Annotated in this window: 24 protein-coding genes; 9 read left to right on the top strand and 15 right to left on the bottom strand. The window is 46.3% G+C overall.

What is annotated here, in order from left to right:
- Positions 1-46 precede the first annotated feature (46 nt).
- Both R7E42_RS22160 and R7E42_RS22155 read left to right on the top strand, forming a co-directional pair.
- Positions 47-1033 (top strand): WD40 repeat domain-containing protein, encoded by a 987-nt coding sequence (locus R7E42_RS22160; protein WP_054575287.1) that lies wholly within the window; start codon positions 47-49, stop codon positions 1031-1033.
- Positions 1030-1257: a SlyX family protein gene (locus R7E42_RS22155; protein WP_005381455.1), complete on the top strand. Its 228-nt coding sequence runs from the start codon at positions 1030-1032 to the stop codon at positions 1255-1257. The genes R7E42_RS22160 and R7E42_RS22155 overlap by 4 nt, the downstream gene beginning before the upstream one ends.
- A gap of 83 nt (positions 1258-1340) precedes the next feature.
- Here R7E42_RS22155 and R7E42_RS22150 read toward each other — a convergent pair whose 3' ends face one another.
- From R7E42_RS22150 to kefG, 5 genes are all read right to left on the bottom strand, one after another.
- On the bottom strand, positions 1341-2282 hold the full coding sequence (locus tag R7E42_RS22150; RefSeq protein WP_318072993.1) for an isoaspartyl peptidase/L-asparaginase: 942 nt from the start codon (positions 2280-2282) through the stop codon (positions 1341-1343).
- Positions 2283-2413: 131 nt separating this feature from the next.
- Positions 2414-2965 (bottom strand): peptidylprolyl isomerase, encoded by a 552-nt coding sequence (gene slyD / locus R7E42_RS22145; RefSeq protein WP_005381451.1) that lies wholly within the window; start codon positions 2963-2965, stop codon positions 2414-2416.
- Positions 2966-3057: 92 nt separating this feature from the next.
- Positions 3058-3258 (bottom strand): YheV family putative zinc ribbon protein, encoded by a 201-nt coding sequence (locus R7E42_RS22140; RefSeq protein WP_005381449.1) that lies wholly within the window; start codon positions 3256-3258, stop codon positions 3058-3060.
- Positions 3259-3291: 33 nt separating this feature from the next.
- The gene (kefB, locus tag R7E42_RS22135) at positions 3292-5088 is read right to left on the bottom strand and encodes a glutathione-regulated potassium-efflux system protein KefB (protein WP_017633740.1); all 1797 of its coding nucleotides are present in this window, start codon (positions 5086-5088) and stop codon (positions 3292-3294) included.
- Positions 5072-5665 carry a glutathione-regulated potassium-efflux system ancillary protein KefG gene (kefG, locus tag R7E42_RS22130; protein WP_005381444.1) on the bottom strand — a complete coding sequence of 198 codons (594 nt, stop codon included), beginning with the start codon at positions 5663-5665 and terminating at the stop codon, positions 5072-5074. The genes kefB and kefG overlap by 17 nt, the downstream gene beginning before the upstream one ends.
- A 208-nt stretch (positions 5666-5873) precedes the next feature.
- On the opposite strand from kefG, the gene R7E42_RS22125 reads away from it, so the two are divergent.
- The 6 genes from R7E42_RS22125 (at position 5874) to crp (ending at position 11487) form a co-directional block, all read left to right on the top strand.
- Positions 5874-7793, top strand: a complete 1920-nt coding sequence (locus R7E42_RS22125; protein WP_005381442.1) for an ABC transporter ATP-binding protein — start codon at positions 5874-5876, stop codon at positions 7791-7793.
- Positions 7790-8278 carry a TIGR02444 family protein gene (locus R7E42_RS22120; protein WP_005381440.1) on the top strand — a complete coding sequence of 163 codons (489 nt, stop codon included), beginning with the start codon at positions 7790-7792 and terminating at the stop codon, positions 8276-8278. The genes R7E42_RS22125 and R7E42_RS22120 overlap by 4 nt, the downstream gene beginning before the upstream one ends.
- Positions 8279-8365: 87 nt before the next feature.
- Positions 8366-9373, top strand: coding sequence for a hydrolase (locus R7E42_RS22115; RefSeq protein WP_033907159.1), 1008 nt, complete (start codon positions 8366-8368; stop codon positions 9371-9373).
- Positions 9374-9406: 33 nt separating this feature from the next.
- Positions 9407-9619: a YheU family protein gene (locus R7E42_RS22110; protein ID WP_005382815.1), complete on the top strand. Its 213-nt coding sequence runs from the start codon at positions 9407-9409 to the stop codon at positions 9617-9619.
- A gap of 125 nt (positions 9620-9744) precedes the next feature.
- Positions 9745-10614 carry a phosphoribulokinase gene (locus R7E42_RS22105; RefSeq protein ID WP_005381434.1) on the top strand — a complete coding sequence of 290 codons (870 nt, stop codon included), beginning with the start codon at positions 9745-9747 and terminating at the stop codon, positions 10612-10614.
- A gap of 240 nt (positions 10615-10854) precedes the next feature.
- On the top strand, positions 10855-11487 hold the full coding sequence (crp, locus tag R7E42_RS22100) for a cAMP-activated global transcriptional regulator CRP (protein WP_005381432.1): 633 nt from the start codon (positions 10855-10857) through the stop codon (positions 11485-11487).
- Positions 11488-11623: 136 nt separating this feature from the next.
- Here crp and R7E42_RS22095 read toward each other — a convergent pair whose 3' ends face one another.
- The 6 genes from R7E42_RS22095 to R7E42_RS22070 all read right to left on the bottom strand — a co-directional run bounded on the left by R7E42_RS22095 (position 11624) and on the right by R7E42_RS22070 (position 20583).
- Positions 11624-12415: a DUF1338 domain-containing protein gene (locus tag R7E42_RS22095; protein WP_042523639.1), complete on the bottom strand. Its 792-nt coding sequence runs from the start codon at positions 12413-12415 to the stop codon at positions 11624-11626.
- Between the two features lie 248 nt (positions 12416-12663).
- Positions 12664-14121 carry a succinylglutamate-semialdehyde dehydrogenase gene (astD, locus tag R7E42_RS22090; RefSeq protein ID WP_005381424.1) on the bottom strand — a complete coding sequence of 486 codons (1458 nt, stop codon included), beginning with the start codon at positions 14119-14121 and terminating at the stop codon, positions 12664-12666.
- Between the two features lie 28 nt (positions 14122-14149).
- The gene (gene astA, locus R7E42_RS22085; RefSeq protein WP_318072992.1) at positions 14150-15169 is read right to left on the bottom strand and encodes an arginine N-succinyltransferase; all 1020 of its coding nucleotides are present in this window, start codon (positions 15167-15169) and stop codon (positions 14150-14152) included.
- Between the two features lie 109 nt (positions 15170-15278).
- Positions 15279-16490: an aspartate aminotransferase family protein gene (locus tag R7E42_RS22080; protein ID WP_005381420.1), complete on the bottom strand. Its 1212-nt coding sequence runs from the start codon at positions 16488-16490 to the stop codon at positions 15279-15281.
- Positions 16491-16851: 361 nt separating this feature from the next.
- Complete coding sequence (locus R7E42_RS22075) at positions 16852-17439, bottom strand: aminodeoxychorismate/anthranilate synthase component II (RefSeq protein WP_033907164.1); 588 nt, start codon at positions 17437-17439, stop codon at positions 16852-16854.
- A 189-nt stretch (positions 17440-17628) separates the two neighbouring features.
- Positions 17629-20583, bottom strand: coding sequence for an ExeM/NucH family extracellular endonuclease (locus tag R7E42_RS22070; RefSeq protein ID WP_225466746.1), 2955 nt, complete (start codon positions 20581-20583; stop codon positions 17629-17631).
- Positions 20584-21127: 544 nt separating this feature from the next.
- Between R7E42_RS22070 and R7E42_RS22065 the strand changes: the two genes are divergently transcribed.
- Positions 21128-21502, top strand: a complete 375-nt coding sequence (locus R7E42_RS22065; RefSeq protein WP_042523632.1) for a hypothetical protein — start codon at positions 21128-21130, stop codon at positions 21500-21502.
- Between the two features lie 57 nt (positions 21503-21559).
- Here the strand turns inward: R7E42_RS22065 and trpS are convergent, their stop codons facing one another.
- The 4 genes from trpS to rnr form a co-directional block, all read right to left on the bottom strand.
- Positions 21560-22576 carry a tryptophan--tRNA ligase gene (gene trpS / locus R7E42_RS22060; protein WP_042523630.1) on the bottom strand — a complete coding sequence of 339 codons (1017 nt, stop codon included), beginning with the start codon at positions 22574-22576 and terminating at the stop codon, positions 21560-21562.
- Positions 22577-22692: 116 nt separating this feature from the next.
- Entirely contained in the window at positions 22693-23379 is a 687-nt protein-coding gene (locus tag R7E42_RS22055; RefSeq protein WP_005382834.1) for a phosphoglycolate phosphatase, read from the bottom strand.
- A 122-nt stretch (positions 23380-23501) separates the two neighbouring features.
- Positions 23502-24245: a 23S rRNA (guanosine(2251)-2'-O)-methyltransferase RlmB gene (gene rlmB / locus R7E42_RS22050; protein WP_017633733.1), complete on the bottom strand. Its 744-nt coding sequence runs from the start codon at positions 24243-24245 to the stop codon at positions 23502-23504.
- Positions 24246-24312: 67 nt separating this feature from the next.
- Complete coding sequence (gene rnr / locus R7E42_RS22045; RefSeq protein WP_017821742.1) at positions 24313-26820, bottom strand: ribonuclease R; 2508 nt, start codon at positions 26818-26820, stop codon at positions 24313-24315.
- Positions 26821-26926: the final 106 nt, after the last annotated feature.

Raw genomic sequence — 26926 nt, 5'->3', positions numbered from 1 at the left:
TATACTAGCTATATGTCTTAAGACACAAACCGGATTATTAGATGTGATGCAAAGAATTTTTCATTTATTCCTATATTTAATTGTCATCACCACGTTAAATGGTTGCTTTTTCGCCGAGCGTGAAGTGCAGCGTTGGCCGATAGAACCTCAAGGTGCGACGAGCTTCGCACTTAGCAGAGATGGGCGGTTTGCTCTGCTCTATTCTCAACAACGTCATTTGATGTTGTGGGACCTAGAGCAAAATGAACAACTAGCCAACCTGGGTGAACTCGATGCCGATGCCAATGTGGTTTCCCATATCCGCATATCTGACAATGGTCGCTACGCAATTACAGCAAGCCAAATGAACTTCGCAGTTTGGGACCTAGGCTGGACGCAATCCGAAGGCCTTTGGTCTATCTCTGATGCGCTCATTCGCGACGTTGATATCACCAGTAATGGTGAACAAGTTCTGCTTGGGTTATCCAACGGTAAAGCAATTTATGTCAACTTAGTCACCGGGCGTCGCATGGAGTTCCTTGCACATCGTGAAAAAGTCAATTCCGTGGCCATTTCTCCTAATGGGCGCTTCGCCCTAACCGGAGGTAATGACTATAAAGCGTATCTGTGGGACACCGAAACCGGACAAGTACTACGAATCTTCGAACATGAACAACGAATTGTTCGCGTGGCCCTGCAAAGAGATGGAAAATTAGCAATGACATCTGATGGCGGAAACCAAGCGATTGTTTGGGATTTAAAAACTGGACAAGAAGTCACACAGTTGAGCAGTTGGTCACGCCAATTAATTTTCTCTACCGCACGATTTTCTGACGACGGGACTCAACTAGTCACAGGAAGCCCTTCTGGCCGTGTGTCGATATGGGATACTCAAACCGGAAAACGAATGAGTGGATTTGAAGTGGAGCCCAAAAAAGACACTCGCCCTCCCCGTGCGGTCGTGTATGATGCAGCCTTTGATTCAAAACAACGCGTAATTACTGCTACTTCAGCAGGTATTGCCCAAGCTTGGCAGTTAGAGAACGGATCATGACAGAAAAAATCATTCAGCAATTGGAAGCACGCATTAATGACTTAGAATGTCAGCTTGCGTTCCAAGAACAGACTATTGAAGATCTGAACGGCGCTTTATCGCAGCAACAACTGCAAATTACCAAGATGCTCGATCAGATGAAATATGTGGTAGGTAAAGTAAAAAATATGGACTCGTCGAATTTAGCCGATCCGTCAGAAGAAACCCCACCACCGCATTATTAAAATGCAGGCTCAAATAGCATAAAGCCCAGAACATGTTCTGGGCTTTGTTGTATTAATTACTTAAGAAGGTACTCAAGAGGAAGCTATTCGTCGGCGTAGATTTTAACGCTCAGCTCGCCTTGCGTATTAATGCCTGCTCGGTACATGCCAGAACTGTTCATCGCAAAGTGCATCTCACCTTTAGCATCAATGGCAATCAAACCGCCCTCTCCGCCCATCTGTTTGAGAGCACCTTGGATAATGTGTTCACAAGCCGTATGAATATCTTCTTGTAAGTAACGCATACGTGCTGCAACGTCTTCCGCAACACGTTTACGAATAAAGAACTCACCGACACCCGTAGTGGAAACTGCCACAACGCCATTTTCGGCCACCGTACCACAACCAATCAGAGCCGAATCTCCGACTCGGTTGTATTTCTTATTCGTCACGCCACCCGTACTGGTGGCAGCGGCTAAGTTGCCTTGTTGGTCCAATGCCACCGCACCAACCGTACCGTGCTTACGGTCATCTGGGTAACGAGATTCCGACAAAGCAAATAGTCCTTTCTCACGCATAGACAGCAACTGCTCATATCGGCGATCAGTAAAGAAGTAATCTTGCTCGGTATACTCATGGCCTTGCTCAAAAGCAAACGTCTCTGCGCCCTCACCCACCAACAACACATGATTGCTGTTTCGCATCACGTCACGAGCGAGTTCAATTGGGTTTCTGATATGACGAACCCCAGCGACCGCACCTGCTGCAAGGTTTCGCCCATCCATCACAGAAGCGTCCATTTCAACCATTTCGTTGTTGGTCAGCACTGAGCCTTTACCCGCATTAAAGTTAGGAGAGTCTTCCAATACTTTCACTGCCGCTACGACGGCATCTAAGGCTTCACCGCCCGTTTCTAGAATTTGATCTCCCGCTTTTACCGCAGCTTCTAAATCCGCCAAGATGGATTGTTGCAGCTCATCGCTCATCTGTTCACGCAAGATGGTGCCTGCACCGCCATGAATGGCAATCGAGAAAGGTTTCGTCATCGCTTTGTCCAACTGTTATTCCTTGTATGGTTGGCACTACACCTTAGATAAACAAAAAGCGCAAGTTGAAAACTCAACTTGCGCTTTTCAAAGCTTTGCTAGATAAGATTATCTAGTGAAGGCGCTTATGATTAGTGAGAACCACAGCTACCGCCGCCACAGCAGCCGCCTTCTTCTTCGTGATCGTGGTCATGATCGTGACCACCACAACAGCCACCACCTTGATGGATGTGACCGTGTTCGATCTCTTCTGCTGTTGCTTCACGTGTAGACATAACTTCTACTTCGAAAGTTAGTGTTTGACCAGCTAACATATGGTTACCGTCAACAACCACTTCGTTGCCGTCAACTTCTGTTACTTCAACAGGGATTGGACCTTGGTCAGTGTCAGCTAGGAAGCGCATGCCCACTTCGATTTGCTCAACGCCTTGGAACACGTCCGCAGGAACGCGCTGTACTAGCGCATCGTTGTGCTCACCGTAAGCTTCTTCAGGAGCTACCGTTACTGAGAACTTGTCGCCAGCCACTTTACCTTCAAGTTCTTTTTCAAGACCTGTGATTAGGTTGTTGTGACCGTGAAGGTAATCTAGAGGTGCTTCTGCTGTTGATTGATCAACAACGACACCGTCTTCCATCATTACTTTGTATGCAAGGCTTGCAACAACGTTCTTTTCAATTTTCATACTAACTCCAGGGAGATTAATTGACTTAACCTGAATGGGGTTAAGTACTGAGATATCTGGGTGTATTATGGGGATCAATTATCGAAGTTCAATTACTCCGGCTTAAAAATTCCGATCATTTCCTGATCTGAGTGTTTATTTTTCTCTACAGATTGTGGTTTACGCTGCTCTGTAAACTCACACTCGACACACTCAACTAACTCGATGTTATTTTCAATCCACCAGCGCAGGGTATCTTGCTGGCTGCAATTTGGGCAGCTAGCGCCGGCAATAAAACGTTTCTTGATTTTCACGCTATTTCCTTAGCTTGAGTCTTGGCTCAAGTACTACTTCCAATGATTAGGTGACTGATGGTCGCTCTCCATTTCACGACCAAATATTTCTTCTAGCTCTTTGCGTGCCTCTTTCGCCCTTTGAGCTAATTTCTTATCTTCATTGTGTTGAGGCAATAAGTCCTTAAGCATAGCATTATCCAACTTGCGAAAATGTGCTTCTGCCCGCTTTGCTTGATAAGGATGCATACCCAGTTCTACGAGCGCTTGGCGACCGAGATCTAGCGCCCCTAAAAATGTTTCACGAGAGTAATTCTCTACACCATGACTCATTAACTGGTAAGCCTCGACACGGCTTCTTGCTCGGGCTAACAACTTAAGTTTCGGGAAGTGCACGCGACAAATGTCCACGATAGCCATCACCTCATCAGGTGAATCAGTACAAATAATCAATGCTTCCGCTTTATCAGCGCCAGCAGCCCTCAATAGGTCAATTTGTGTAGCATCGCCATAAAACACTTTGTAACCATACTTACGTAATAGGTGGATTTGGCTGGCATCACTTTCTAATACTGTCACTTTGATTTTATTGGCATACATTAAACGTCCGACGATCTGACCGAAACGTCCAAAGCCTGCAATGATAACGCGTGGTCGGCGATCCACGACTTTCGTGGTCATGCCCTCTTCTTCTTGATTCAGGGTATGAGCAAACCACTTCTTTTGTCCCATCAGCAAAAGAGGAGTCGTCACCATGGATAGACTGACCACCACCAACAGAAACGCCACTTGCTCTTTGGACAAAATGCCCTCTTGGCTCGCCGCGGTAAATATAACAAAGGCAAACTCACCGCCTTGGCTCAAAATTGCAGCCATACGGCTTCTCGCTTTGGCTCCGACACGGGCAGCTCTCGCCAATGCATACAAAACCAAACCCTTAACCACGACCAAAGCCACCACCGCACCGAGAATCTCTAAAGGATGTAATGCCAATAACCCCAAGTTTACCGCCATGCCCACCGCAATAAAGAATAACCCCAACAACAGACCTTTAAATGGCTCGATAGCGATTTCCAACTCATGGCGATACTCACTCTCTGCCAGCAAAACGCCTGCTAAAAAAGTCCCCAATGCCATCGAAAGGCCGAGCTTTTGCATCACGACCGAAATGCCAAGCACGACTAAAAGTGCAGCAACGGTAAAGAGTTCACGAACGCCGCTCATCACGACAAAACGAAATAGCGGACGTAGTAAAAAGTGACCACCAATCAACAGTGCTACCACACTGCCTAAAATAGTGAAGACATCCAACCAACTTCCACCACTATGCCCGCCTGCTAGCAAGGGCAACATCGCCAGCATCGGGATCACTGCAATATCTTGAAAGAGCAGCACCGCAAAACCAGATTGCCCCGTTTCGGTACCATTAAGCCCTTGCTCTTCAATGACTTTAAGCGCAATCGCCGTCGAGGACAGCGCCAACCCCATCCCGATCACTAAACTCACTTGCATGCTTACGCCAAACATACTGACGACACTACCAATCACGGCGGTCGTGACCACAACCTGCGCACCGCCTAAACCTAAAATCGGCCCTCGCATCTGCCACAATTTTTTAGGGTTTAATTCCAGCCCTATCAAAAACAGTAACAACACAACCCCAAGCTCGGCAAAATGCAAAATGGCATCAACGTCGCTAATTAAGCCAAGCCCCCATGGGCCAATCAACACACCAGCGAGTAAATAACCTAAAACCGAGCCAAGCCCAAGGCGCTGAGCAATCGGCACCGCAATAACCGCAGCCGAAAGAAAGACCACACTGCTTTGAAGAAACTCACTGGTGATCGCCATACTGACCTCCTCGATCTGCCGCTTGCCAGTTTTCAAGTGGGTTACTCAGCCATCCACGGTATAACTCGGCATGTTCGTAGCGTTCAATATCTGAAACATTTCTTGACCAATACAACACCAGTGGTTCAATCCAGTGCATCTGGCATAGGGCTGCCGTCAGTTCAAACGGTTGCAAGATTTGCTCAAGTGGGTATTTGTTGTACCCCTTCGCGCTGAAGGCTTCTTCTTTACCACCTGTTGTAATGACACTGCGCCAGTATTTTCCTTCTAGCGCCGCACCTCCGCCAAACGCAAAGCCTTTACCTAACACTCGGTCTAGCCACTCTTTTAATAGGGCTGGACATGAATACATATAAAGTGGGTGGTGAAATACGATCACATCGTGAGCGAGCAACAACTCATGTTCATAATTCACATCAATAAAGAAATCGGGGTAAACACCGTAAAGATCGTGCACAGTGACGTGATCAAGCGACTGAGCTTTTTTTATCATCACTTGATTGGCAATCGAGTTATGTGGCTCTGGATGAGCATAAATGACCAGAACTTTTGGGAGAATAGACGGTGCAACAGCCAAATGGTCGTCCTTGTGGTTATTTTTATCCGTTATCAAATTGTTATACTTTTTTGTACAGCATAATGCAATTAAAGCGAATCAATCGACTTTTCCGGTCAATACCCCTACTATTCACCGCTAGATATATACCCAAGTGGCTTTAAAACGATTGAAACCACTTCGCTATGTAACCAAGCAACGCGCACTGCGCAAAGTGAATGAAAACTTTATGATTACCTTCTCTGATATTCAGTTACTGCGTGGCGGTAAACCTCTTTTAGACCAAGCTTCTGCGACTATTCACCCTGGCGATAAAGTCGGTCTTGTGGGCAAAAACGGCTGCGGTAAATCAACGCTGTTTGCCCTACTGAAAGATGAACTGTCAATTGATGCTGGCTCATTTAGCCAACCTCAACATTGGGAGTTGGCCTGGGTCGCACAGGAAACGCCTGCGCTAGAGCGCACTGCACTGGAATACGTCATTGATGGTGATCGCGAATACCGCGCTCTCGAAAAGCAGTTAGCTGAAGCAGAAACACAAGACAACGGAACCCTAGTTGCCGAGATACACGGTAAAATTGAAACCATTGGTGGTTACAGCATTCGCGCTCGCGCGGCAGAACTGCTCGATGGTTTAGGGTTCAGCCAAGAGCAAATGAGTTGGAGTTTGACCCAATTCTCGGGTGGTTGGCGTATGCGTCTTAACTTGGCTCAAGCGCTATTGTGTCGTTCTGATCTACTGCTACTCGACGAACCAACCAACCACTTGGATTTGGACGCGGTAATGTGGTTAGAGCGTTGGCTACAAAACTACCCTGGCACGCTGATTCTGATCTCGCACGACCGAGACTTCCTTGATCCAATTGTTGGTCGCATCATTCACATCGAGAATCAGCAGCTGAACGAATACACGGGTAACTACTCGTCATTCGAAAACCAACGCGCACAAAAGATGGTGTTACAACAAGCGATGTTTGAAAAGCAACAGAAGCAGATGTCGCACATGCAAAGCTACATCGACCGCTTCCGTTACAAAGCATCAAAAGCACGCCAAGCCCAAAGCCGTATCAAAGCTTTGGAGCGCATGGAAAAAGTACTGCCAGCTCAATTCGATAACCCATTTAGCTTCCAATTCCGTGAGCCAGCTGCGCTGCCAAACCCAATCATGATGATGGATGAAGTATCTGCAGGTTACGGTGACAACCTGATCTTAGAGAAGATCCGCTTGAACTTGGTTCCTGGCAGTCGTATTGGTCTACTCGGCCGTAATGGTGCGGGTAAATCGACCTTAATCAAGCTGCTCTCTGGTGAACTTAACGCGCAAGGTGGTGACCTAACTTACTCACAAGGCGTGAAAATTGGTTACTTCGCTCAGCACCAGTTAGAAACGCTTCACCCTGAAGAAACGCCGCTGCAACACATGATGCAAATCGCACCCGATCAAACCGAACAGCAGCTACGTGATTACCTAGGTAGCTTTGGCTTCCAAGGTGACAAAGCACTAGAAAAAGTTGCGCCGTTTTCTGGTGGCGAAAAAGCCCGTTTGGTATTGGCTTTAATTGTGTGGCAAAAGCCAAACCTGTTGCTACTTGATGAACCGACCAACCACTTAGACTTGGACATGCGCCAAGCATTGACGATGGCACTGCAAACGTTCGAAGGTGCAATGGTGATTGTTTCGCACGACCGTTACCTATTGCGTGCTACAACCGATGACTTGTACTTGGTGCATGATCGTCAAGTTGCGCCGTTCGATGGTGACTTAAACGACTACTACAAGTGGTTAACCGAGCAACAAAGAGCGGAACGCAAAGAAGCACAAGCCGCACAGCCAGCCAAAGATAGCGCCAACAGCGCGGCAGCGAAAAAAGAGCAGAAACGTCGCGATGCAGAATTTCGAAAACAGACAGCGCCAATTCGCAAAACGCTGACACAACTAGAAAATAAAATGGATAAGTTAGGTGCTGCACTGGCCGAAGCTGAAGAACAATTGGCGGAGAACTCACTGTATGCGGCCGAAAATAAAGCTAAACTTAACCAAGTGCTGGCACTTCAAGCTTCTAGTAAGGCTGAGCTCGAAGAAATTGAAATGGAATGGATGTCTGCTCAAGAAACATTGGAGCAGATGGAGCTAGAGTTTAATCAATGAGTAATCAACACGCTGAATACACACTCACCCTAGAACACCTTTGGCAGTTTAGTCTGCAATTTTATGGTGTGCGAGAAGTGAAAGAGGCGTGTTTATCATTACAGAACAACTACCACGGTAACGTGAACCTACTCCTGCTGCTCAGATGGCTCGATGAGCAGCAACTCATTTTCCAAGAAAAAGACTGGCCCTTGGTGCAAGACTGTCTAGGTAGAAGCGAAACTTTACTTCACTCCTTTCGCGACCTTCGTCGCCACCTTAAGTCTCAAGTCAATGACGCTTTGTATCGTGAGACCTTGCAGTTTGAGCTGCAACTAGAAAAGCAGCAACAAGCGGATTTGGTGGACTGCATTAACTCACTTACACTACTCAAAAATGATGGTGACCCACTGACGTTGAGATACTGTCGTCAACTCGGTGGGGAGCATTTGCAGCAAGCCTTTGCTATTCCGGTGCCAAACATTCAACCACCAAAACGCCCATAAATCTGTAGAATACCTATAATCTTTATAAAGGATTATATTAATAAGTTCTTCAACGGACACCGAAGGACCGCATAAGAGCAGTTAGGTATGACACAATTTTTCGCAGCCGCCGGGATCAAAAACCCGCATCTCCAAACGCTTTTGCCGCGTTTTATTCGCAAAAAAGCGTTATTTACGCCGATTTGGCAAACCCTCGATACATCCGATGGCGACTTTCTCGATCTCGCGTGGAGCGAGGACCCAACCCAAGAGCCTGCACAAAAAAAGCCGATTTTTGTTTTATTTCATGGGTTAGAGGGGTGCTTCTATAGCCCTTATGCCAATGGGTTAATGAATGCATTTGCTCAATCTGGATGGCTGTCGGTGATGATGCATTTTCGTGGCTGCAGCGGTAAACCAAACAAAAAAGCACGAGCTTACCACTCGGGTGAAGTGACGGATGCTCGTTACTTCCTAGAGCACCTTGAACAACGTTTTCCTGATAACCCCAAAGTTGCAGTTGGTATTTCTCTTGGCGGTAACATGTTGGCGAATTATTTAGCCCAATATAAAGACCACCCTATTTTGAATGCAGCGACTATTATCTCAGCGCCTTTAGACCTAGCGGCGTGTGCGAACCGTATAGAACAAGGCTTTTCAAAAGTGTATCGCCGTTACCTGCTTTCTTCACTGAAACGTAACGCGTTACAAAAGCATCATCTACTGCATGGTGAGCTTGCGCTGTCCTACAACTCAATAAAACGTGTCACACGGCTGTATGAATTCGATGATTTGATCACGGCACCACTGCACGGTTTTAAAGACGCACAAGATTATTACGATCAATGTTCTGGCTTAAGTAAATTACAACAGATCACGCTACCGACACTGATCATTCACGCCAAAGACGATCCATTCATGACCGACGATGTGATCCCGAAATTTGTTCTGCCAGATAACATTGATTACCGTCTCTTTGAACACGGTGGCCATGTTGGTTTCCTGACAGGAACGGCGTTAAAACCTAAGTTTTGGTTGGAGGAAGCGCTGCCCGCGTATTACGAAAGTATCGCCGCAGATTACCTTTCTGCTGTATCCAAGCAACGAACGCAGTAAACTAGCCGCTCATCATAAAAGTTAGAGGTATTTATGATCATTCCATGGCAAGACATTGCGCCGGAAACATTGGAAAACTTAATTCGTGAATTCGTCTTACGCGAAGGAACGGATTACGGAACCGTCGAGGTTTCTTTGCAAGACAAAATTGATCAAGTTAAAGCTCAATTGGAAAAAGGTGAAGCGGTTATCGTGTTCTCTGAGCTACACGAAACCGTCGATATTCAGCATAAAACAAAATTTTAGACCCTTCACATTTTACCGTATCCCACTCGATGACAAGGTATTGTTACGTGCTATAGTGGGATATCGACCGTGCAGTAGTAACTCTACTGCACATTACAGGTAAGTAATTTTCGACAAGGTTTGTCATGTCAGCTAAACACCCAATTATTGCGGTTACTGGTTCGTCCGGTGCCGGCACGACCACTACATCTGAAGCCTTCCGTAAAATGTTCAATATGATGAACGTTAAACCCGCATGGGTTGAAGGCGATAGCTTCCATCGCTTTACTCGCCCAGAAATGGACATCGAAATTCGCAAAGCCCGCGAGCAAGGTCGACACATTAGCTACTTTGGCCCACAAGCTAATGACTTCCCGGGATTAGAAGAGTTTTTCCGTAAGTTCGGGCATGACGGCACTGGCAGCGTGCGCCGTTATCTGCACACGTTTGACGAAGCGGTTCCCTACAATCAAATGCCAGGCACGTTTACACCGTGGCAAGACTTACCCGAAAACAGCGACGTTCTGTTTTATGAAGGGTTACATGGTGGCGTGGTCGATGGCGATGTTAATGTTGCTCAACATGTGGATTTCTTAATCGGCATGGTGCCGATTGTGAACTTAGAGTGGATACAAAAATTCGTACGTGACACTCGCGATCGCGGCCATTCGCGTGAAGCGGTAATGGACTCAATCGTGCGATCCATGGACGATTACCTCAACTATATCACTCCGCAGTTTTCTCGTACTCACATCAACTTCCAGCGCGTACCGACCGTTGATACTTCCAACCCACTTAATGCAAAAGGCATCCCTAGTTTGGATGAGAGTTTTGTGGTGATTCGCCTACGCGGTATCAAGAATGTCGACTTCCCATATCTGCTGGCCATGATTGATGGCTCATTCATGTCACGCCACAACACGATTGTCGTACCCGGCGGTAAGATGAGCTTTGCAATGGAGCTCATAGTTCGGCCTATCCTACAACAGCTCATCGAAACAGGGAAAATTGGCTAAAAACCTGCCTGCGAAGATGTTTACTTTTCATACCGTGATCATGTGCACAGTTTTGCTTACAAAATCTCAATCATGGCACGATTAAAATCAAGAAATCGTTTTCGAAAAAGGATACTATTTCTTACCGAAACACAAGAGAGCTTGCAGCATATAAAAAGTGCTCTTATTCTAGTAGGCCTAATTCAGGCTTAGCTAAAATATGGATAGCGCAAGCGTACCCTGCAGAGGAAGTGAGATATTATGGTTCTAGGTAAACCTCAAACCGACCCAACATTAGAGTGGTTTCTTTCACACTGTCATATTCATAAGTACCCTTCAAAGAGCACGCTAATTCACGCGGGCGAAAAGGCAGAAACTTTGTACTACATCGTTAAAGGTTCTGTTGCGGTTCTTATCAAAGACGAAGAAGGTAAGGAGATGATCCTTTCTTACCTAAACCAAGGAGACTTTATTGGTGAACTTGGTCTATTCGAGGAAGACCAAGAGCGCACAGCTTGGGTTCGTGCTAAATCTCCTTGTGAAGTTGCTGAAATTTCTTTCAAGAAGTTCCGTCAGCTTATCCAAGTAAACCCAGACATCCTAATGCGTCTTTCTGCGCAGATGGCTCGTCGTCTTCAAGTAACTAGCCAAAAAGTGGGTGACCTGGCGTTCCTAGACGTAACTGGTCGTATCGCTCAGACGCTTCTGAACCTTGCAAAACAACCAGACGCAATGACTCACCCAGACGGCATGCAAATCAAGATCACTCGTCAAGAAATCGGTCAAATTGTTGGCTGTTCTCGTGAGACAGTAGGTCGTATCTTGAAGATGCTAGAAGAGCAGAACCTAATCTCTGCTCACGGTAAAACCATCGTGGTTTACGGTACTCGTTAATCTCGAACTAGAGTGACACGAACAAAATTATAAAAGCCACCAATGGCAACATTGGTGGCTTTTTATTTACTCATGACCAAATGAGATAGGGTGCAGCGAACACTAATGAGTAAGCTTAACAGGTTAACCCTAAAACTTAGCCATTCGTACTTTCAAAGATTTTGTCCGCTGAAGCGGCCACGAAACCTGGGTACAAATCACCATTTTCCATCGGATAGCGCTTAGCAAATTCATAAAACCCGCCAGGGATAATTTCAGTGCCTTCGCTAAAACGAACCGCTACTTTATCTGCCATGGTCGATGACTGCTCTAGCAACACCTCAGGAGTACCCTTCACTTCACCACCATTTTCATTAATGGTAAACCCAGCGGTACGCAGATGATCGTTTACCTGCTTCACTTCTTCATATTCATTGAGCTGGTTAACGCTCACCGTGAAGTGGTTTGCTCCGTAACCATGCGCCGCAAGCCAAGATGCGTACTCACTTTCTTTAGCCAATGTTTGGTAATCAGCAAAGCTTAAATCCCACAAGCGTCCACCATGTAAGAATGCGCTATCGTTCAGTTTGTCAGCATCGACTTGTGCCACCAAATTTTTCACAATTTCTTGTAGCTCAGGTGAGCACTCTTCAACTTTTAGCTCACTAATAAATACTTTAGGTTGCTTCGGATCTGGGTGCTCATAGTGCTTAGCAACCAGCTTTTTGCTTTCGAAAACGTAATCACCACAAGCCTTGTAACCAATAGCTACAAATGGCTTAGCTAGAGTTTCAATACCAAGAGGCGCGATATTGAAGGTACGTAAAGCTATATGATCATTAATCAGAGGCTCATCTTCTTGAAGCAGCTGATGCACTTTAGCAGCCGAAGGGCAAAGACGTTGAATGTAATCTTGCCATAGCGATTCAAATAACACATCGGGCGTCATAACGACTCCTTGTTACGAGATGTAGAGTTTAAAGGTAAGCGGACGTTGGCTGCTCGTTCACAACAAAAGTTGTCCAGAATAATGAACGAGCAACCATCAACCTGTGACGGTAAATGCCAGTCAGTCAACACGCTTTTCCGAGTCTTTGCTCACTTTTCGTGTTCTGCCAACGATCACTACAACCCATACCTAAATGATGCGCCGGCAAGGTGAGCCGCAATGCATAGTTGCGACTCTATAATTAAAACTTATAGCGCTACACCTGGACTCAATGTTGCAGGCAAGACAGTTTCTTGACCTTCCATTGATGCCATTGGGTACGCACAGTAATCTGCTGCGTAGTAAGCGCTTGGGCGCAAGTTACCCGACGCCCCCGGACCACCAAATGGCGCATCACCGCTTGCACCAGTGAGCTGGCGGTTACGGTTCACGATACCTGCACGAATGTGGTCAACGAAGTATTCCCATTCTTGGTCGTCGGTTGAAACCAAACCAGCAGATAAGCCAAAGCGCGTATCGTTTGCTAGCGCCACGGCTTTGTCTAATCCTTCGTAGCGCACCACTTGCAGAAGTGGGCCGAAGTACTCTTCATCTGGTAACTCAGCAATGTTCGTTACATCAATGATACCAGGAGAAACAAACGCCGCCTCTCCTGCTTTCGCTTCAATTAAGCTTTCACCGCCAAGAGACTGTAGGTTAGCTTGTGCATCAAGAATAAACTTGGCTGCCGCGACCGATATTTGCGGTCCCATAAATGGCGCAGGTTCTGCAAATGGTTGGTCTACGCGAATATTGCGTGTCGCTTCAACGAGCTTGGTGATAAGCGCATCACCTTTTTCACCCAATGGCACATACAAACGACGAGCACACGTACAACGCTGCCCAGCACTGATAAACGCTGACTGGATGATGGTATAAACCGTGGCATCCAAATCACCATATTTATCAGAGATCACCATCGGGTTATTACCCCCCATTTCTAGTGCGAGCATCTTGCCCGGTTGACCCGCAAATTGACGGTGTAATACATGCCCCGTATTCGCGCTACCCGTAAACAGTACGCCATCAATGCCTTTTGCGTCAGCTAGGGCGATACCAGTTTCTTTCGCGCCTTGAACAAGGTTAATCACGCCTTTCGGCAGACCGGCTTCTTCCCATAACTTCATTGCCAATTCACCCGTCCATGGCGTTTGCTCAGACGGTTTGAAGACTACCGTGTTACCAGCCAGTAGCGCAGGCACAATGTGACCATTTGGTAGGTGGCCTGGGAAGTTGTAAGGACCAAACACCGCCATCACGCCCAATGGGCGGTGGCGCAATACGATTTGGTTGCCTGCTGCTTCACGGCTCGCCTCACCAGTACGGTCATGATAAGCGCGAATCGAAATGGCAATTTTACCTGCCATGGCTGCTGCTTCAGTGCGCGTTTCCCAAATCGGCTTACCAGTTTCTTTGGCAATCACTTCGGCGATTTTTTCGCTGTTCTCTTTTACTTTCTCCGCAAAAGCCAACACGATTGCCTCACGCTCTGAAAATGGACGCTTTTTCCAGTCAATAAACGCTTCACGCGCTGCAGATACCGCCTGGTTCACCTGCTCTGCCGTTGCACCTTTGCCTTGCCAGATCACTTCTTGGTTGTACGGCGACAGAGACGTAAATGCTTCACCCTGACCTTGTACCCATTCACCTGCAATCCAATGTGTCATTGTTTCTATCCTTAAATTCTGTCGTCTGTTACTGCGGAAGAAGGCGAACGAAATCCCCTTCTTCAACCGAAAGTGCATCCGCAACGTCTGGTGCAATCATCACGCTTTGTGTTTCTGCGTCATACGCCGCTTTAGTGACTGTCGCACGGAAGTTCTCGAAAGATGAATTACACATCAAGAAGTCTTGTGTGCTGGAATGTTCAGAGATTATGACTTGCGCACGGAATGAATGACGTACCGACTCAATATTACGCAGATCACACTCAACCGTTGGGCCACCATCGAAGATGTCGACGTAGCCTCGGTTGGTAAAACCTTCACGCTCAAGCAGCTTCAGCGCTGGACGCGTGTTGTCATGTACTTGACCAATCACGGCTTGCGCTTCTGGGCTGAGCAGGTTGATGTAAATAGGCAGTTTCGGCATCAAGTCGGCGATAAAGCCTTTCTTGCCGATACCTGTCAGGTAATCTGCAAGCGTGAAATCGATAGAGAAGAAATGCTCTTGAAGCCATTGCCAGAATGGTGAATTACCTTCGTCGTCTGAAACGCCACGCATCTCCGCAAAGATCGTTTCAGAGAAGCGCTCTGGGTGCTCTGCCATCATTAGGAAACGACACTTCGACATTAGACGACCATTCAGACCTTGGCGGAATTTCTCACGCAAGAACAAGGTACAAATTTCGCTGTTACCCGTGTAGTTATTACCAAAAGTAAGCAGTTTAACGACGTTGTTAACGCCAAGCTTTGGCGACGAGTGCACGACTTTACTAATGTGATATGAGTAAAATGGGACATCCCAGCCGATAGATGCTTCGATTCCGGTGGTACCCGCAACCTCACCCGTTTCAGAGTCAAAGCCAACCATCAGGTAGCCTTCATCGCCTGGTTCTGCCACATCTGGCTTACCAAAGCTGTACTCTGAATGTTTGATTCGATTGGTTAACAGTTCTTCGTTAACCGGTAGAGATGTAAATCCGTGACCAGACTCCACCGCACAAGTGTGCAGTGCGTCGTAATCCGACATCGCGATAGGGCGAACTACTAGCATCAATACTCCCTCCAGATGCAAGAAGATCCTAACTATATTGTAGGAACAATTCCCCCATCAGAGATCCTTGACGGGGGTGTCTGCGTTGACGTTTAAACTGATATCGCGCTTAAACTAAAGTCGCGATCGCTTTATCCAGTTTCGCCAAGCCTTCTTCAATTTCTTGTTGTGTGATAACGAGTGATGGTGTGAAACGTACGACATTGGCACCCGCAACCAATACCATGAGACCTTGTTTACCTGCAGCAACCAGCACGTCACGCGCACGGCCTTGCCATTCTTCATTTAGTGCAGCGCCAAGTAATAGGCCTTGACCGCGCACTTCTGAGAAGATGTTGTACTTCGCGTTGATCTTCTCTAGACCTTCACGGAACATTGCTTCGCGTTCTAGCACACCAGCCAACACCTCTGGCTTAGTAACTTCATTTACAACCGCTTCTGCAACCGCACACGCTAGTGGGTTACCGCCATATGTAGAACCGTGAGTGCCCACTTTCATGTGCTCTGCCAATTTTGCTGTCGTTAGCATTGCACCGATCGGGAAACCGCCACCAAGTGATTTCGCAGTACTTAGAATATCTGGCGTGATACCTAAACCTTGGTAAGCGTAGAAGTTACCTGTTCGGCCATTACCAGTTTGCACTTCATCGAAGATCAGTAAGGCGTTGTGTTTGTCACACAGCTCGCGAACCGCTTGAGCGAACTCAGGCGTTGGTGGCACGATGCCGCCTTCACCTTGTAGTGGCTCCATCATGACCGCACAAGTACGATCAGACATGTGTGCTTGTAAAGCTTCGATATCGTTGTAAGGAAGGTGTGTCACGTCGCCTGGCTTAGGACCGAAGCCGTCAGAGTATGCAGCTTGGCCACCAACCGTTACGGTAAAGAATGTACGACCGTGGAAACCTTGTTTGAATGCAATGATTTCAGACTTCTCAGTGCCATGAACGTCTGCTGCATAACGACGTGCCAGCTTCAAAGCGGCTTCGTTTGCTTCTGCGCCAGAGTTAGCAAAGAACACACGCTCAGCAAAACTCACTTCTGTTAGCTTTTTCGCCAGACGAAGGGCTGGTTCGTTCGTCATAACGTTACTTAAGTGCCAAAGCTTGTTAGCTTGCTCTGTTAGTGCGTTTACCATTACTGGATGACAATGGCCAAGACAGCTCACTGCAATACCACCAGCAAAGTCGATGTATTCATTACCTTCCTGATCCCAAACACGTGAACCTTCACCTTTAACAGGGATCATTTCCATCGGGTTATAGCAAGGTACCATTACCTCATCGAATAAACCGCGCTCTACTTTAATTTCCGTTGTCATTGCACATTCCTTCTTGATACCGCATGCGTAGCAGATAAGCGAATTTAACCGGCTCTCTTTGCCAGCAAATAATGTTTTGCATTTAAGCTATTGCGGCATTGTATTTACATTTAATTAACCATTTCAATAGTGATTTATTCTTTTCGTTCTCGAAAGCAACTTCCATTAATCACTGCTTATGACTATTTATGCATCAAGAAAGTAAAATAGAGAAGTGATTTTTTATAAATGTTATGTAATACAGGGGATAGAAGGTTTAAAAAGACATGAATAGACAAAGAGACTCGAGAGAACCGCATAGTTTTGCAATCCGCTCACCTCAGCAAAAAGATGAATGATTTGTTAAGAAAAGTGATCGCGATCAGATCGCTTTGCGCGCTAAAAAGTTCGCAAGCAACTCGTGACCTTGCTCAGTTTTGATTGATTCTGGGTGGAACTGCACCGCATCAATTGGCAAGGTTTTATGTTGGTAACCCATTATTTCATCCATGCTTCCGTCAGGCAGTTCTGTCCATGCAGTCAGTTCAAACACGTCGGGTAAAGTACCGTTTTTCACCACAAGAGAGTGATAACGAGTTACCGTGAGTGGGTTATTCAGATTTTTAAACACACTACGACCGTTATGACGAATCGGTGAGGTCTTACCGTGCATCACTTGTCGTGCACGTACCACTTCGCCCCCAAACACTTGCGCTATCGCTTGATGGCCAAGGCAAACACCCAATATTGGAAGCTTACCAGCGAAGTGTTCTATCGCTTTCAGTGAAATACCTGCTTCGTTCGGCGTACATGGCCCTGGCGAGATCACCAAATGAGTTGGGTTGATCGCCTCAATGCCTTGGATATCGATTTCATCGTTACGCACCACCTTTACGTCTGCACCAAGCTCGCAGAAGTATTGGTAAAGGTTGTAGGTAAAAGAGTCGTAGTTATCGATGATCAACAACATAAAGGGTCGGTTGCTCCAATCCGTTTTGGCAATGCTTACGTAGTGAATCGCCACGTTCGTGACAATCAAGGGCGGTATTTTGCTATACCAAGCAAGAAAGGCAAGTTTTTGCTGAATAAAAAGGCCAGCATAGGCTGGCCTTTGGTCTTTACAGCTATTTAGGAACTGTTTGTCAGAAAGTAAATTCGCTTAGCGGCGACGACGGAATAAGCCGAGACCTAGCAGCGCAAATAGCGCGCCAAAACCAAACGAACCACCATCTGAATCCTTCGACCCTTCTGTTCCAGTTTCAGTTTGCGTCATTGAAACATCACGAACAGAGCTAAACTTCACGATATTACCTGTCGAGTCAGTCACTTTCTCTTCTAACTGATAATTACCTTGCTCTGGCGTTTGTTCAAACTCAATATTCACACTACGCGCATCAATATCAGCTTGAACTAAGGTTTGGCTAGCCGAGTAAGCTTTCGTATCGCTACTTGCCGCAGCCGCTTGTGTGGATGGCGTTAAGTTCACCGTAACAATATCACCTACAACCGCCGTTGGTGGTAAACGGACATCGACGGCTAAGTTGTCACCTGCTTTCGGTAAATCGATGTCATCATCTGGTAAATCAATCGCGATGATCACTGGATCGTGGTCAGAGGCAGAGAACGCATCTTTGTACTTCGGCATATCACCTGTGTACTTGCTGCTGTATTCGAACAAGTTACTCTCTAGTGAGTTGATGTGCCAATCTTCAATTGCTACCACTTTTTGCGCTAGGCTACTGCTTGCCAATGCGTGGTCCAAATTACCCAGCTCGCCCGAATAGATGTAAGAAAACGTATCAGTGCCGTGCAGCAACGTATTTAAGTTGTGCAGACCGTAACCTTTTTCAATTTTGGTCTTCTCTACTTGAAGTTCACCATCACCAATGGTTGTGTAAGCAGCAGTATAAATGTCACGGCCGTATTTCTCTTTCGAGTAATCAGTCAGTGTCAGAAGTGGGTCTTCCATGCCATACGCATTGAGGTCGCCCATGAGCAATACATCGCCTTTCACCTCTTTCAACGCTTCACCCACTGCGTGCGCAGCAGAAACGCGGAAGTTGTTACAGTTGCCTTGCAGATCCGCTGGCTCAGAATCTTCTACACCAGCAATCCACTCTTCAATACACTCAGAGCCTTTCGACTTAAAGTGGTTTACGACAATAGACAAATCTTCACCCGTCTCTTTCACCGTAAAGGTCTGAAGTAGACTGTGTCGTTGGTACTTATCGTAAGCAGGGTTACTTTCTGTGCCCTCTTTACGAGTAATTGTGTTTTCTGCAATGTGCTGCTCTGGCGTGATGATCACTTTTGCAGCGTCTTTTGGCGTTACTGCGTTAGCACGATATAAAATCGCCACCATGATCGCATCACTGCCAAAGTATTCGTCTTGGTATTTGTCTTGCTCTTCGATTTCGACATACGTGTAATGATCTTCAGCGTCATCAATCTCAGCATTTAGGGCATCAACTAAGTTTTGGATAGCACTGCCATCACCAAAGCCATTGTTCTCGACTTCCATCAAACCAATGATGTCAGCGTCCATCTTGTTCATCGCCGCAACGATTTTCGCTTGTTGGATCAGGAACTCGTCTAGGTTAGTCGCACCACGGTTTTGTCCGGTTGGGTTTTCATGACCACTGTCAGCCACGGAGTTGAAGTAGTTCAGTACGTTGAAGCTTGCAATACGCAAATCTGATTCCGCAATCGCTGGGGCATCTTTACGAGCCACATCGAAGCCTTCACCTGAAGTCACAAAGTTGGTGTTATCGACTTCATTGGTCGCAATCAGACGGTATTCGTTGTAGCTGTAAGCCACGACACCCTGTAGACCTTCTACTCGAGAACCAAGGCGAATGTGCTGCTCTGAAGAGCCATCTTGGTCTGCATCTTTTGCAAAATCTGGGTAGTAAGGGATTTGGCCGTTTGGTGCTTTGCCATCAGATTCTAGGTATACGCGGTTCGCTGCGTTGTCTTTTGCTAGCTCAAAGGCTGCATCGCTCTCTGCTGCGTGCAATTGAGTCGGCTTAAACAATGGCGCTTCATGAGACAACATCATGTTGTTACGACGTGAATCGTAGTCGTAAGAGAAGTTGCGAGTTACAAACAAGTCACTTGCCGAAGTTAGTTCAACTTGCATACCTTCATGACGCTCTAGCGCATCACGTAGTGTTTCACCTTCTTTGATAACAAGATCGGTAACTCGAGGAATATCCGATGTGCCTGTTTTCACATAGCTGTTAGCATCAGAAGCAAGCTGAGTATTGCTGTAATACTCTTGAACTTTACCTTTCACACAAACAACGTCACCAGCTTTCAGCGCCGTGTCTGCCGCGTCAGTATGAATGAACAAGCCTTCTGAGGTCTTGTCGTTGTTGTCGCTTTCTAATGCTTGTAGGTAGAAACCTTTGGTTAGGCCAGTGGTAACAGCAGTCACGACACCCGTTACGAAATGATCTTCGTCAGTAATGTATGGGTAACCATCAATGAATGGAGACGTATCGCCTTCACCTTGAATATCTTGGATGGTAGTGAAGTTAGGTTGCTGACCGTCGACTTCACAAGCGAATGGTGCTGGTGGCTCAGTCGCATTTAGCTCACCAAGGCCGTCAATGTTGTCTTTCTCAAATGCCGTCCACTGAGATGCATCATAAGTAGCAGAAGGGGTTAGTGCATCACTGTTACGAACTAATGTGGTGTCTTTACCAAAATCTACGTCACCCATCACACCGATGATGTCGTGCACTTCACCATCTTTAAGCAGTGCGATCGGGTCGTCACCGTTAAAGTTCGCAACGCTTTTATCTGTGATATCCGAGACAGCTTTGATGGTATCGCTCGCGTCACCATGCGCCAGTACATACACTTGGTGAGCTTGTAGCGTCACTTGGCTAAGGTCGAATGTGCTACCCCAAGTACCACCACCGTTTGATGATTTCGCCAACTCGTAGCCAGTGAGTGTCACCGCAGTATCACCCGTATTAGCGATCTCTACCGCTTTATTATAAGCGCCGCCTTCTACGTATTGGGAAATAATAATCTCTGCGTTCGCGTTTGCACTAAGTGCACTGGCGATGGTTAATGCGAGTATTGAGGGTTTGATTAACGTGTCCATTGTCATACCTGATATTTATGTAAATGCAAACTTAGCTCTGGTTAGAGCCTGCCATTTGCGTCTACTATCAGGTTTATTTATGAAATAAATAAGAATGAGTAATTAAAGCCGTGAAATGAATCACATGTGAATATAAGAAAATATGCCAGAGCATCCCATTCAAACATTTTTTGTAATAAATACAGAGCGCTATTGATAAACAAGTCAGAATTTAGATTGATTACTCAGTTTACTTTTTCACTTCATGTTAAGGAGTAGAAAATACATCACTTGTTGAGTAGCTTATTAACCCAACCGTTCCTGTTACAAATAAAAAATATAATTAGTCACTAATTTAGAATGCTTTAATTTTCACTTGTATCACTGTTCAAGCCCAAGAATCTATTACTCGCTTCGCTCTCTCTTTTACAGGCCCCTCATACTTCAAAGTTTTCATGATTTATTCAATAACTTTTCATTACTCACTAGCCAAAAACATACACAAAAGATATAACACCTGCGCGAGACAATAAGATCTCATTAGCTGTAAACCCAGGAACGACAAATGAAAAAAATTCAACGCAGTGTGCTAGCTCTCTCCCTACTTAGCTTAATAGCGGGGTGTCAGTTGACCGCCAGTGAGCCACTTCAACCTACCGCGAATCAAGACATCATCGAATCAGCCAAAAATGAACTGGATGGTATTGAAGAGCTAGAAGTCAGTGACGAGGGTGTTATTACCTTTACTCAGCGTCTAAGAACGCCAGGAACCTACTGGATTCCAGCGAGAATTAAAGAACTGAGCTACGATATATCATGCGTACAGCTTAGTTACTTCATTGATAGAGGCATGGTTGTGAAGTCTGCCTTTCTAGGGGCTCGAGGACGTGTTGAATATTACGACATGGAACGCTGTATGAAAGACACGCCATTTCAATAATACAGGCATAAAAAAGCTCCACCAAAGTGGAGCTTTTTCGTATTTGTTCTTAGCCGACTATGGGCGAGCTACAAAACCTACTGCTTCGTATGCTTTCTTAAGCGTTTCAGCCGCACGTGCCGATGCTTTCTCAGCGCCTTGCTTCATCACTTCGTTCATGTAAGCGCGGTCAGCACGGATACGGTGGTATTCAGCTTGAATAGGCTCAAGCATAGTAACTAGAGCTTCACCAACATCTTTCTTAAATGGGCCATACATTTCTACGCCTTGGTATTTCGCTTCAATCTCTTCAAAGCTCATACCTGTTGCCGCAGAGTACAGACCCATTAGGTTAGAGATACCTGCCTTGTTGTCCCAATCGTGAGCGATACGAGGTGGCGTTTCTGTGTCAGTTTGCGCTTTGTTGATCTTCTTAAGGATCGACTTAGGCTCTTCCAGCAGCGTGATAACGTTCTTACGGTTGTCATCAGATTTAGACATCTTCTTCGTTGCGTCTTGAAGGCTCATTACACGCGCATTTACTGTCGGAATGTAAGGCTCTGGAACTTGGAAGATTGGCTGCTCTGGCGAGTAAATATTGTTGAAACGCGTTGCGATATCGCGCGCTAATTCTAGATGTTGCTTCTGGTCACTGCCTACAGGTACTTGGTGTGCACCGTAAAGCAAAATGTCAGCCGCCATCAACACCGGGTAGTCAAATAGACCGACGTTTACGTCATTCGCGTAACGTGCCGATTTGTCTTTAAACTGAGTCATACGGCTCAGCTCACCCATTTGAGTGTAGCAGTTAAGAAGCCAACCTAATTGAGCATGCTCTGGTACATGTGACTGAACAAATAGCGTGCTCTTCTTCGGGTCAACACCAACTGCCAGACAAATTGCCAGTGCGTCTAGAGTTGCTTCATGCAGCGCTTTAGGGTCCTGACGAACCGTAATCGCGTGAAGGTCTACCACACAATATTGGCAATCATAATCGTCTTGCATCTGCTGCCATTGACGTAGAGCACCCAAGTAGTTACCGATACTTAGTTCACCTGAAGGTTGAACACCACTCAATACAATGGGTTTGCTCATTAGAATGATTCCTTTGACTTCTTAATCTAATTAAATGAAAAAAACCGTGCAGTAATAGGTGCACGGTTTACTCAGTGTACTCATTAACGAGTATTTTGGAAGCTCTTTTGTAGCCGTTATGCAGAAACCGCTACAACGTCCAATAATTCTGCCAAACTGTCAGCGACGAAATCTGGATTTGATGCTGAAATAGGTTCACCGTGGTTGTAACCATATGTCAGACCAAATGAGGCACAGCCTGCATTCTTTGCTGCGAGAATGTCGTTTTTCGAGTCGCCAACCATCAGCATTTCACTTGGTTGGATTTGGTGCTTTTCCATTAGCCAGTTCAATGCTACTGGGTTTGGTTTTTTCTCTGGGAATGCATCACCGCCAAGGACATCAACGAAGTATTTTGCGATGTCGTGCTTTTCCAAAACGTCAGGCACAAACTTTGAAGGTTTGTTGGTCACCAGCGCCATAACAAAGCCCGCTTTGTGCAGCTCTGCTAGTGTCTCTTTTACCGTTGGGTAAAGATGACTTAGCTTGTGACCGCTTTGCTCGTAGTAATCATCAAACAATACACGCGCTTTAGCACGAAGCTCTTCACTCAGCTCTGGGTTGATGGTCAGGCTTTGGCTTAATGAGCGACCAATAAGCACGTCTGCGCCGTTACCCACGTAATCACGAACTTGTTCTTCTGAAACCGATGGAAAGCCAAGCGCCTGTACTGCTTGGTCTGCCGCGACAGCTAGATCTGGCACGCTATCAAGCAAAGTGCCATCTAGATCGAAGGCGATGAATTTAATGTCTTGTTGAGTCATAACTTCCCTGAGGATTTTTATTTATAAATCGGTGAAAACGACAAAGGATGGCACCCCATCCTTTGTTTTTATCATTATGTCTGACTTTGCAGTAACTGTTTGTTTATTAACTTGTTTAGCAATTACTTTGCAGCAATACGCTGACGAACTGCCTCAAACAAACAGATGCCGGATGCCACAGATACGTTCAAGCTTGAAACGCTACCAGCCATTGGGATCTTAATCAAATCGTCGCAGGTTTCACGAGTCAGACGACGCATACCGTCACCTTCTGCCCCCATTACGATAGCAAGGGGTCCAGTCAGTTTTGCTTGGTAGATGTCGTGCGTTGCTTCGCCCGCCGTACCAACAAACCAGATACCTTGCTCTTGCAGTGTACGCATAGTACGAGCCAAGTTAGTCACTCGGATCAATGGCACGACTTCAGCTGCACCACAAGCCACTTTGCTTACGGTTGCGTTCATCGGTGCAGAACGATCTTTCGGTACGATGATCGCCGCAGCACCTGCCGCATCTGCGTTACGTAAACACGCACCAAGATTGTGTGGATCGGTCACGCCGTCTAACACTAATAGCAGTGGTGATTCGTGCTGCGCCAGGATGTCATCTATATCGTTCTCATTCAGCTGCTTCGCTGGTTTCACACGAGCGATGATGCCTTGGTGATTTGCACCGCGCGCTTTGTCATCCAAGGTTTTACGTGTCATCTGCTGAATAGAAACGCCACAAACCTGAAGATCATTTAGGATTGGCATTAGGCGATCATCTTGACGACCTTTTAAAACGTACGCCTCGATAAAACGCTCTGGTTCGCGCTCCAATACCGCCTTCACTGCGTGAATGCCGTAGATAAATTCGTTACTCATTGTTTAACCTGTTGTTCTGGTCGTATTGCCTGCGCCAACCGAGTTTGAACTAAGTTGGCGCTTCAACCTACTGCGCTTCTTTTTTAGTGCGCTTGGTTTTCTTCGGCTTACTGTGCGGCTTCTTTTTACGTGCTTTTTTCACTTTAGGCTTCTCGTTGCCTTCGGCGTCACCACGTTTTGGGCCATTACGCTTACTCGTTGCACCCGTTTCTTCTGGGCGTTTAGTTGGCTCTATCGCAGGAACTGCACGAGCCGCGCCACCTTCTTTCGATGAAGAGCGAGTCGCAGCGCGTTTTTTATCTTTCGCTTTGCGTTTTGCTTCCGCTGCGCGTTTCTTCGCAGTCTTACCTTCGCCGCGTAGCTTACGACTTGTTTCGACCAATTCAAAGTCAATTTGCTTATCATCGAGGTTAACAGCCAGTACTTTTACTTTTACTGCATCACCTAAGCGGTAGATGTTACCGAAACTTTCACCAATAAGTCGTTGACCAATCGGGTCAAATTGATAGTAGTCGTTCGCAAGGGTAGAAATATGTACCAAACCATCGATGTGCAAATCCGTTAAACGTACAAAGAAGCCAAAGCTAGTGACATTAGCAATAACACCGTCTAGTTCGTCACCGACGTGGTCTTGCATATATTCACACTTCAGCCAATCCGCAACATCACGTGTTGCATCATCAGCACGGCGCTCTGTCATCGAACATTGTTCGCCGTAAAAATCCATGTCGTCAAACGAGTAATGATAGCCACCTGTTGGTGTCCAGCGATCTTGATTACGACCTTCTTCTTTAGCAATCAGATACTTGATTGCACGGTGAAGTAACAAGTCAGGGTAACGACGAATTGGCGACGTAAAGTGCGCATAGCGTTTCAATGCCAACCCAAAGTGCCCCGCGTTATCTGCGTTGTATACCGCTTGCTTCATTGAGCGTAGCAGCATGGTCTGAATCAACTCTTGATCTTGACGCCCGGAGATTTGACGTGCGAGATCAGCATAGTCCGTTGGTGAAGGCTCTAAACCACCTTTTAGCTCAAGACCAAGTTCACTTAAGAAGTCACGGAAACCTTGCAGGCGTAATTCACCTGGAGATTCGTGGATACGATAAAGCGCGGGCTCTTTCGCTTTTTCTACCAGCGATGCCGAAGCAATGTTGGCTAAAATCATACATTCTTCGATGATCTTATGCGCGTCATTACGAATTACTGGCTCAATACTTTCGATTTTACGTTCCGCATTGAAAATAAATTTGGTTTCAACGGTTTCAAATTCGATTGCACCGCGTTGATCTCGTGCTTCTTTCAGCACTTTGTACATCTTGTGCAACTCTTCTAGATGAGAAACAAGCGGCTGGTAGCGCTCACGTAGTTCTTCATCCCCTTCTAGAATCGCGCTCACTTTGCTATATGTGAGACGAGCGTGCGAGTTCATCACCGCCTCGTAATGCTTGTAACCAGACAGCTTACCTGTATCGGAAATGGTCATTTCGCACACCATACACAAGCGATCTACTTGCGGGTTAAGCGAACATAGGCCGTTCGATAGTACTTCTGGCAACATCGGCACAACTTGCGACGGGAAATATACTGAGTTACCACGATTGATCGCTTCTTTGTCCAACGCAGAGTCAGGACGAACGTAGTAACTGACGTCAGCAATCGCTACCCATAAACGCCAACCACCTTCTTTGTTCTTTTCACAGTAAACGGCATCATCAAAGTCTCGTGCGTCTTCGCCGTCAATGGTCACTAGTGGCAAATCACGTAGATCCACACGACCAACTTTGGCTTCTTCTGGTACTTCTTCGCCCAAGTTTTCGATTTGTTTATCGACGGCTTCTGGCCACTCGTGAGGAATTTGGTGTGTACGAATCGCAATTTGTGTTTCCATACCTGGTGCCATATTTTCACCAAGGACTTCAACCACTTTACCCATCATGCCGCGTGAGCGTGAGCCACGATCAGTAATTTCAATTACGACTACGTTACCCATGCGTGCACCCGCTTTGTGCTCATTTGGGATCAGGATATCTTGGCTGATACGCGAGTCATCTGGGACAACATAGGAGTATCCATATTCAAGGAAGAAACGACCAACGATTTGATCATTGCGCTCCTCTAGCACACGCACCAAACGTCCTTCACGGCGGCCGCGCTTGCTGTTGTCTGTCGGTTGCACTAAGACAAAATCACCGTGGATGATGTTCTTCATCTGATGGTGCGGTAACAGAATATCATCATCCTTGCCGACGCTGCCTTCTGGACGTACCCAACCATGGCCATCACGATGACCAATCACGTAACCTTTCACCATTTCAAGTTTTTCAGGCAATGCATAGCACTGACGGCGGGTAAACACCAGTTGGCCATCTCGCTCCATCGCACGTAGCCGACGACGCAACCCTTCGTATTGCTCTTCGCCCTCAAGCTTTAGTGCCTCAAACAAGTCGTTACGATTCATTGGAACGCCCGCTTGCTCTAGAAACTCGATGATAAACTCTCGGCTTGGAATTGGATTTTCGTAATTTTTGGATTCACGATCTGCAAAAGGATCGTTTGGAATATTGTCTGACATAGGCACGCCTATCTAGCAAGGAAGGTATATGGCTAGTATATCTGAGTCTCTCGATAAGCTACAGAATTGCTTTGAAAAAAGAATGATCGAGATCGACTCTAGGCAT

The organism is Vibrio sp. Vb1337, from assembly GCF_033338715.1.
In the GTDB taxonomy this organism is placed as follows: Bacteria; Pseudomonadota; Gammaproteobacteria; order Enterobacterales; family Vibrionaceae; genus Vibrio; species Vibrio alginolyticus.
Note: the sequence above shows the minus strand (reverse complement) of the source record. Positions and strands in the feature narration are given on the sequence as shown.

Excerpts from the sequence above, each read along its gene's own strand:
- R7E42_RS22160 (WP_054575287.1), top strand. The coding sequence starts at position 47 with ATGCAAAGAATTTTTCATTTATTCCTATATTTAATTGTCATCACCACG.
- R7E42_RS22155 (WP_005381455.1), top strand. The coding sequence starts at position 1,030 with ATGACAGAAAAAATCATTCAGCAATTGGAAGCACGCATTAATGACTTA.
- R7E42_RS22150 (WP_318072993.1), bottom strand. The coding sequence starts at position 2,282 with ATGACGAAACCTTTCTCGATTGCCATTCATGGCGGTGCAGGCACCATC.
- slyD (WP_005381451.1), bottom strand. The coding sequence starts at position 2,965 with ATGAAAATTGAAAAGAACGTTGTTGCAAGCCTTGCATACAAAGTAATG.
- kefB (WP_017633740.1), bottom strand. The coding sequence starts at position 5,088 with ATGGCGATCACCAGTGAGTTTCTTCAAAGCAGTGTGGTCTTTCTTTCG.
- R7E42_RS22125 (WP_005381442.1), top strand. The coding sequence starts at position 5,874 with ATGATTACCTTCTCTGATATTCAGTTACTGCGTGGCGGTAAACCTCTT.
- R7E42_RS22120 (WP_005381440.1), top strand. The coding sequence starts at position 7,790 with ATGAGTAATCAACACGCTGAATACACACTCACCCTAGAACACCTTTGG.
- R7E42_RS22115 (WP_033907159.1), top strand. The coding sequence starts at position 8,366 with ATGACACAATTTTTCGCAGCCGCCGGGATCAAAAACCCGCATCTCCAA.
- R7E42_RS22110 (WP_005382815.1), top strand. The coding sequence starts at position 9,407 with ATGATCATTCCATGGCAAGACATTGCGCCGGAAACATTGGAAAACTTA.
- R7E42_RS22105 (WP_005381434.1), top strand. The coding sequence starts at position 9,745 with ATGTCAGCTAAACACCCAATTATTGCGGTTACTGGTTCGTCCGGTGCC.
- crp (WP_005381432.1), top strand. The coding sequence starts at position 10,855 with ATGGTTCTAGGTAAACCTCAAACCGACCCAACATTAGAGTGGTTTCTT.
- R7E42_RS22095 (WP_042523639.1), bottom strand. The coding sequence starts at position 12,415 with ATGACGCCCGATGTGTTATTTGAATCGCTATGGCAAGATTACATTCAA.
- astD (WP_005381424.1), bottom strand. The coding sequence starts at position 14,121 with ATGACACATTGGATTGCAGGTGAATGGGTACAAGGTCAGGGTGAAGCA.
- astA (WP_318072992.1), bottom strand. The coding sequence starts at position 15,169 with ATGCTAGTAGTTCGCCCTATCGCGATGTCGGATTACGACGCACTGCAC.
- R7E42_RS22080 (WP_005381420.1), bottom strand. The coding sequence starts at position 16,490 with ATGACAACGGAAATTAAAGTAGAGCGCGGTTTATTCGATGAGGTAATG.
- R7E42_RS22075 (WP_033907164.1), bottom strand. The coding sequence starts at position 17,439 with ATGTTGTTGATCATCGATAACTACGACTCTTTTACCTACAACCTTTAC.
- R7E42_RS22070 (WP_225466746.1), bottom strand. The coding sequence starts at position 20,583 with ATGGACACGTTAATCAAACCCTCAATACTCGCATTAACCATCGCCAGT.
- R7E42_RS22065 (WP_042523632.1), top strand. The coding sequence starts at position 21,128 with ATGAAAAAAATTCAACGCAGTGTGCTAGCTCTCTCCCTACTTAGCTTA.
- trpS (WP_042523630.1), bottom strand. The coding sequence starts at position 22,576 with ATGAGCAAACCCATTGTATTGAGTGGTGTTCAACCTTCAGGTGAACTA.
- R7E42_RS22055 (WP_005382834.1), bottom strand. The coding sequence starts at position 23,379 with ATGACTCAACAAGACATTAAATTCATCGCCTTCGATCTAGATGGCACT.
- rlmB (WP_017633733.1), bottom strand. The coding sequence starts at position 24,245 with ATGAGTAACGAATTTATCTACGGCATTCACGCAGTGAAGGCGGTATTG.
- rnr (WP_017821742.1), bottom strand. The coding sequence starts at position 26,820 with ATGTCAGACAATATTCCAAACGATCCTTTTGCAGATCGTGAATCCAAA.